We start from the raw sequence: 6,021 nt of genomic DNA on the forward strand, positions 1-6,021 counted from the left end.
TGAAAGACCTCCTCGCCACGCAAACCAAGCGGATGATCTAAACTCTGAGCGGTTCCCGCAGCGAAGCCATCAAGCGAGACACCGAACCCGGCAACTTTTACTTTAGTCATTGATTTCTCCATCGGCGCGGTGACTGGCGTCCTACTTCGCTAATAGCGGCAGCGATCACACACCGTGCCGTTCTTGACAATAAGCAGGGACATGCGGAGCGAAAGTTTCGCGGCGAAGCGACCTTTCCCGTTCCGGTGCGGACGTCGCATTTCGGGTCACTGCGGACGATGCCGAACCCCAGCCCGCGCTGTTGCATCATGCACGATCGCTCAATAGGACGGAAGGCATATATGGAGCTGCCGGCTCGCTGTAGAGGCCGACCGTCATCAGCGTCATCTGGAACATGAGCTTCAGGCCGGCCTTCAGGCACCAGTTGAACACCTCGTGATTGCGCGTCGGCAGCAAAAATCCGGGTCCGCCGAAATCGGTCGCAGCGCCAATCAGGGCCATTAGTTCACGGTTGGTCTCTGCGACGCTGTGGCCGAAGAATGCGATGCCGGTCGTGTAGCCCGTGATGCGGCCGAGGTGCTCGACGACCGATGCGCCATTTTGCGCAATCGCGTCACGCAGTTCGCCCGCGCGACCAAATCCATGGACTTGACGGCAGATTTGGTTGCAAGCGGACAGATCAGCGGCCGTAGCCCGACGGACTTCGTAGCCGTCGAGAGATTGCCGCGGCGGAATCCCCCGAAAGACCGATATCGGTTCACGGGTCCGGAAACCAAGCTTGGTATAGAGACAGAGCGAACGGTTGTGGTAGCCGGCTTGGAGGAGGCGTACGCCGGCTGCGTTCTGCCCTGCGGCGCGATCCAGAACGTTCTTCATCAGGTGTCCGCCCAGGCCACGATTCTGTTTCTGCGGGTCCACCGTGATCGGTCCTACACCGGCGATGGTCGATCGTTCGTCGAGAAAATTGCTGCCAATGATCCGGCCGTCGCTCTCCGCCACGACCGAGTAGAAGCCGGGATGAGCCAGCAGCATCGCGAGCACTCCAATCGCGACGTCCGGCGAGGGAAAGTCCGGCGGAAAATTGTGGGCGGTACCGATGGCTCTGAAGGCATCATAGCAAATAGCGCCACAGGCCGCGGCATCGGTCGGCGTGCCCGGACGAAGAACAGTGCTCATGATGTGATTGCTCCGCTGTTAAAGGCCGGCTACCGGCTTACCGGGGGTCGAAAGAAGGCAATGCATGGGTCATTGGGGCGACATCCCGGCCTTGGCGAGGCCGTCGACTTGGCAGGCAAGCGCCTCGGGTACGAAAAATACCGAAAGGAAGTCTTTGATCGCGTTTATGGTCAGTGTCGGCGCGGCCTGATGGATCCGCTCGATCCATACACGCCCTTGCTCGCGCAGACCGAGATGGCCGCAGGCCGCCGTTCGGACGATCATTGCATTGATAAAACCGGGTTTCTGGATGAGCGCTTCGTCGGCCCACTCTATTGCCTGCTCGTAGCGTCCCGACTGCAGGTGCGCGAGAGCGAAACCAAACTTCGTCAAGTGCCCAAGCGGATCGAGCGGACTAAGACGCTGTCGACGGCGCGTCCCTTGTAGGTGAACGAGGAATTTCGTGCGATCACGAACAATGACTTGAACCGCGATAGCGCGGTGATGATGTCCTCGACCATGCCATCGGCGAAATACTCCTGTTCGGGATCGCCGCTCATGTTCTGGAAGGGCAGAACGGCGATGGACGGTTTATCCGGCCGTTCCGGCGCCCGGCCCGGAGAGTTCGCCGTGTCTTGCGACACCCTGCTCGCCGCAGGGGTAGCACCGACCTCGAGCGAGTAGACCCGGATCGGTTCGACGATATTCTTGAGCGAAACCGCCCCGAGATCGTTGACGGAAAGATCGAGCCGCGTCTTCACCTGCCGGTACGCATCCTCCGACAGGCAGATGGCCCCAGGCGTGGCGATACCCTCTAGACGTGCGGCGATATTGACGCCGTCGCCCATCAAGTCTCCGTCGCTCTCCTCGACAATATCACCTAGATGAATTCCGATGCGAAATTCGAGGCGTCGATCGACAGGCAGGCCGGCATTTCGCTCGACCATGCCGTTCTGCACCTCGATCGCGCAGCGCACCGCCTCGACGACGCTGCGGAATTCGACCAGGGCCCCGTCGCCGGTCCGCTTGACCACGCGCCCGTGATAAACGGCAATGGTCGGATCGATCAGATCGCTCCTCAACGCCCGAAGCCGCGCCAAGGTCCGATCCTCGTCGGCGCCGGCAAGCCTGCTGTAGCCGACGACATCGGCAGCCAGGATCGCTGAAATTTTGCGCGTCTCAGCCATTGCGCACCAACGGGTTCTATTACCATAAGGCCAGCGACTTGGCTAAGTCGTCAAATCCTGAGCGGTGCAATCGGATGTCAGCCACGGGCAGGACCGGAAGCCTGATCCATGCCGGGTAGTCGCCGCTTTGGGTCATTCGCGACTTTGCCAGCCGGCCCCGCCTGCCAGTTGATGTCCGCTTCTCTCCGAAAGCGACCTGATTGTTTCGCGCGCGCGAGATGACGCGATGGGCCACGACCCGACATTCCATGGCAAGCATGTGCGCCATCAGCACCCAGAATTTTTCTGACTAGCCTTATCGATCCGACCGGTTTCCAATAGGCCGTATCTTTTTCTTCCGCTATATGCGTAGGCGATCCATAGTAAGTCGAAGGCGCAGCATGAACCAAAAAGAATTCGATCGGCTACGGGAACGCCTGACCGATCCGCTGCTGACAGCGCTGACCGTCATGCTGGCGGTACTGATGTTTGTGATTGGGCCGCTGCAGGCTGTCGGCGTTTTCGGAGCGCACCATTTCGGGCTTGCATTCGGACTCGTGCTGGTGGTCGCCGTGTTCGTCGTATCTGGGAGCGTAGCGGCGCTGACGGCAACATTGTTTGCCGTCGTGCTGGTCGTGGTCGCAACCATACTTCGGCTGCGGCACCCATCGGCGATCGATATCTACCTCGACGCCTCAGCTTGGCTGATTGCCGGCCTGACGCTTGCTATCGTTGTCGCCCGCGCCGTGTTCGCACCGGGGAAGGTCAATTTTCATCGCATCGTTGGTGCAATTCTGCTCTACCTCACTATTGGACTAATTTTCGTGGCGCTATTCTGCTTCGCAGCATTGCTCGACCCCAGTGCGTTTACCGGCCTTCCGCCCCTCGGACAATCTTGCCATAGCCGCGAACCTAATCTACTTCAGTTTCGTCACTCTGACCTCGGTCGGCTATGGCGACATCATTCCACTGCATCCAGTTGCACGCAGTCTCGCCAATATCGAATCGATCATCGGCCAACTCTATCCAGCAACACTGCTGGCGCGCCTCGTCACGCTGGAGCTTGAGCACCGTCACCGCTCTTGAGCAGCATTTGTCCCGCACCGTCGGTCACGAACAGTAAATCCTCAAATCCGAAAAGAAATGACGGTTTGGGGTCATAAACGGAAGTCGGATCGCATCTGAGCTAGGTCAGTTCATCCCCTGATAGCGGACATCGCGATGCTACGCCGGGATGTCCGTTTCGTGCCAATAGCGGCCGTAGGGAGATTGAAGGGTTTTGGTTGACCTGGATCAAAAGCAAGCGACCTTTCCCACTAGATAAGATGAGAGTTCTGGACGAAATCATCTGACCTCTCCACGGAGGATAATGCGATGTCCAGCACTCTTACTTTTCAGAACCTGAAGAAATTCTCCGGATCGGTGGTCAAGCAATCGATCAGACGGCGTATCGTCGCGATCGCCGTCGGATTGATCATCCTCATGGTGGCGACGTCGGTCCTGTCGATGGTAATGGTCGGGCGGGTAGGCCATCTGCTCGATGAGCTAACGGCAAGGTACATACCCGCCAATACGCATCTGACGCGGATCAATCTCCTGTCGCTTGAACGGGCTCTTGCGCTCCGCCGCATGGTGATCGCGAAGATGGAGGAACCGCCCGACGAGATCGGGTACCAGACCCGCAAGCAGCTTTACGATGCCAAGGATGCCGATGTCGACAGCGAGGCGCTGGCCGCGCGAAAGCTCATCAATGCGATCATTGACGACACCAGCACGCCCTCAGACAATGCGGGGTTGGCGCGAGTCGAGAGCCGGATCGATAGCCTGACGAACGAATTCCGCCATCACCTGAAGCAGGAATCCAAAGACCTGCTTCTGGCCCTTGATGCGCGAGACCTCGCCGCGGTGAGACACGGCCTTGAGCGCGTAGACGCGCTCCGCGACGAACTCAATGAAAAAATCGAGACCGTTCGCAATGAAATGATGAAGGTGAGCTATGGGGCCGTCGCCACCATCAGGTCGGAACAGACCAAGGCGGTTCTGACCTCGGCGGCCGTGACGCTGCTTGTCGCGATCGTCGGGTTAATTTTCGCCAACCTTGTCAGCGGTGGCATCATTCGCTCGGTCCGGCAATTGCTTGAAGGGACGCGGGCCGTCGAGGCAGGCCAGCTCGATCAATCGATCGATGTGACGACGAGCGACGAGATTGGGCAACTGGCCGGCGCGTTCAACCGGATGGTCGTACAACTGCGCGACAACCAGCGCGTCCGTGAAACATTCGGCAAATATATCGATCCCCGCGTCGTCGAAGGGCTGATCGATCGCCCGAACCTGACAGCAGCGGAGGGTCAGCGCCGGGTGATGACGGTTTTGTTCTGCGATCTCAAAGGATTCACGAGCTTGAGCGAAGGCATGACCCCGCAAGGTCTGGTCAAGGTCATGAACCGCTACCTTTCCATCATGTCTGAACCGATTCGGGCCAACAGAGGGATCATCGACAAGTATATCGGTGATGGCATCATGGCCTATTGGGGGCCCCCGTTCGTTGACGAGGCGGACCATGCTCGCTTTGCTTGCCTAGCTGCCCTCGAGATGATCGAACGTATCGCGACCCTGCGCCGGGAAATTCCCGAGTTGCTGGTGTACGCGGCACTCCGATGGAGACGTGCGATTTGCGGATCGGCGTGGCGACTGGCGAAGCGCTGGTCGGCAGCATCGGCTCCGATGTCATGATGAGCTATACGGTCATGGGCGACGTGGTGAATCTCGCCTCGCGTCTGGAAGGGGCGAACAAACTATACGGCACCCGCAATCTCTTCTCCCAAAGAACCATCGAGGCGGCGGGCGCCGCCATCGAGGTTCGCGAGATCGATCGGGTCGTGGTCGCGGGCCACACCCATTCCGAAGTCATCTTTGAGATCCTTGGACGCAAAGGCGAGCCCACGCAACAACAATTGACGTTGCGTACGAGTTACCTGGAAGGGCTGGCGGCCTATCGCGAACGACGGTGGGACGATGCACTTCACGCGTTTAACGAAGCGCTCGAGGCATTGCCCGGTGATGGGCCGTCAACGGCGCTGCTCACGCGCGTCGAAGGCCTCAAAGCAAATCCACTGTCTCAAAACTGGGACAGGTCGTGGCACATCGAGAAATAGTCGCCGAGCGGTCAGCTATGAGGCGCTGATGTCGCTTATGGGTCATTCTCGACTGAGCCAGCAGGTAACGCCTACCATCTGATGTCCGCTTCTCTCCAAAAGATGGGGGTAATCGGCCGGCCCAGCTTGTGGATAGCTGAAGATTTTGGGTGCTGCGCTTCAGGCTGATGGTGAAACGAGGTCCTTGGTTACGGCCTCAAGCATCAGAAGAAGAAGCGCAGCATGGAGCATTTTGGGGGATTGGACGTATCGGTCAAGGAGACCAGCATCTGCATTGTGGATGATACGGGCAGGATCGTGAAGGAAGTGAAGGTAGCGAGCGAGCCTGAAGCTCTGCTGAAGGTTCTGGGTAAGCCGGCCTACCGCTTCAAGCGGATCGGACTGGAAGCCGGGCCGTTATCGCAATGGCTGTTCAGCGCTCTTGCCGAAGCTGAGTTACCGGTGGTTTGTGTCGAAACCCGGCACATGCAGGCGATGCTGAAGGCGCAAATCAACAAGACCGACCGCAATGATGCGCGCGGCATCGCGCAAATGGTGCGGGCGGG

At 58.9% G+C, this 6,021-nt stretch carries 7 protein-coding genes and 1 pseudogene; 4 read left to right on the top strand and 4 right to left on the bottom strand.

All coding sequences use genetic code 11. The features are described from left to right. Window positions 1-306 precede the first annotated feature (306 nt). From VNX23_RS07015 to VNX23_RS07030, 4 genes and pseudogenes are all read right to left on the bottom strand, one after another. Window positions 307-1,176 (bottom strand): GNAT family N-acetyltransferase, encoded by an 870-nt coding sequence (locus VNX23_RS07015; RefSeq protein WP_325628481.1) that lies wholly within the window; start codon window positions 1,174-1,176, stop codon window positions 307-309. 69 nt (window positions 1,177-1,245) lie between these two features. Next, a complete protein-coding gene (locus VNX23_RS07020) occupies window positions 1,246-1,548 on the bottom strand; it encodes a hypothetical protein (RefSeq protein WP_325628483.1) in 303 nt (100 codons plus the stop codon). A 35-nt stretch (window positions 1,549-1,583) separates the two neighbouring features. Beyond that, window positions 1,584-2,342: pseudogene (locus VNX23_RS07025) on the bottom strand (adenylate/guanylate cyclase domain-containing protein); the annotation flags it as partial. Between the two features lie 404 nt (window positions 2,343-2,746). Beyond that, window positions 2,747-2,986 carry a hypothetical protein gene (locus VNX23_RS07030; RefSeq protein WP_325628485.1) on the bottom strand — a complete coding sequence of 80 codons (240 nt, stop codon included), beginning with the start codon at window positions 2,984-2,986 and terminating at the stop codon, window positions 2,747-2,749. Between the two features lie 196 nt (window positions 2,987-3,182). On the opposite strand from VNX23_RS07030, the gene VNX23_RS07035 reads away from it, so the two are divergent. The 4 genes from VNX23_RS07035 to VNX23_RS07050 form a co-directional block, all read left to right on the top strand. Further along, window positions 3,183-3,407 (top strand): potassium channel family protein, encoded by a 225-nt coding sequence (locus VNX23_RS07035; protein ID WP_325628487.1) that lies wholly within the window; start codon window positions 3,183-3,185, stop codon window positions 3,405-3,407. Between the two features lie 288 nt (window positions 3,408-3,695). Further along, window positions 3,696-5,054: an adenylate/guanylate cyclase domain-containing protein gene (locus VNX23_RS07040; protein WP_325628489.1), complete on the top strand. Its 1,359-nt coding sequence runs from the start codon at window positions 3,696-3,698 to the stop codon at window positions 5,052-5,054. Then, a complete protein-coding gene (locus VNX23_RS07045) occupies window positions 4,994-5,476 on the top strand; it encodes an adenylate/guanylate cyclase domain-containing protein (protein ID WP_325628491.1) in 483 nt (160 codons plus the stop codon). The genes VNX23_RS07040 and VNX23_RS07045 overlap by 61 nt, the downstream gene beginning before the upstream one ends. A 222-nt stretch (window positions 5,477-5,698) precedes the next feature. Continuing rightward, window positions 5,699-6,021 (top strand): IS110 family transposase (locus VNX23_RS07050; RefSeq protein WP_325628492.1); only part of this gene is annotated, 323 nt, incomplete at its 3' end.

The sequence above is a fragment of the Bradyrhizobium sp. genome, from assembly GCF_035570375.1.
GTDB lineage: Bacteria > Pseudomonadota > Alphaproteobacteria > Rhizobiales > Xanthobacteraceae > Bradyrhizobium.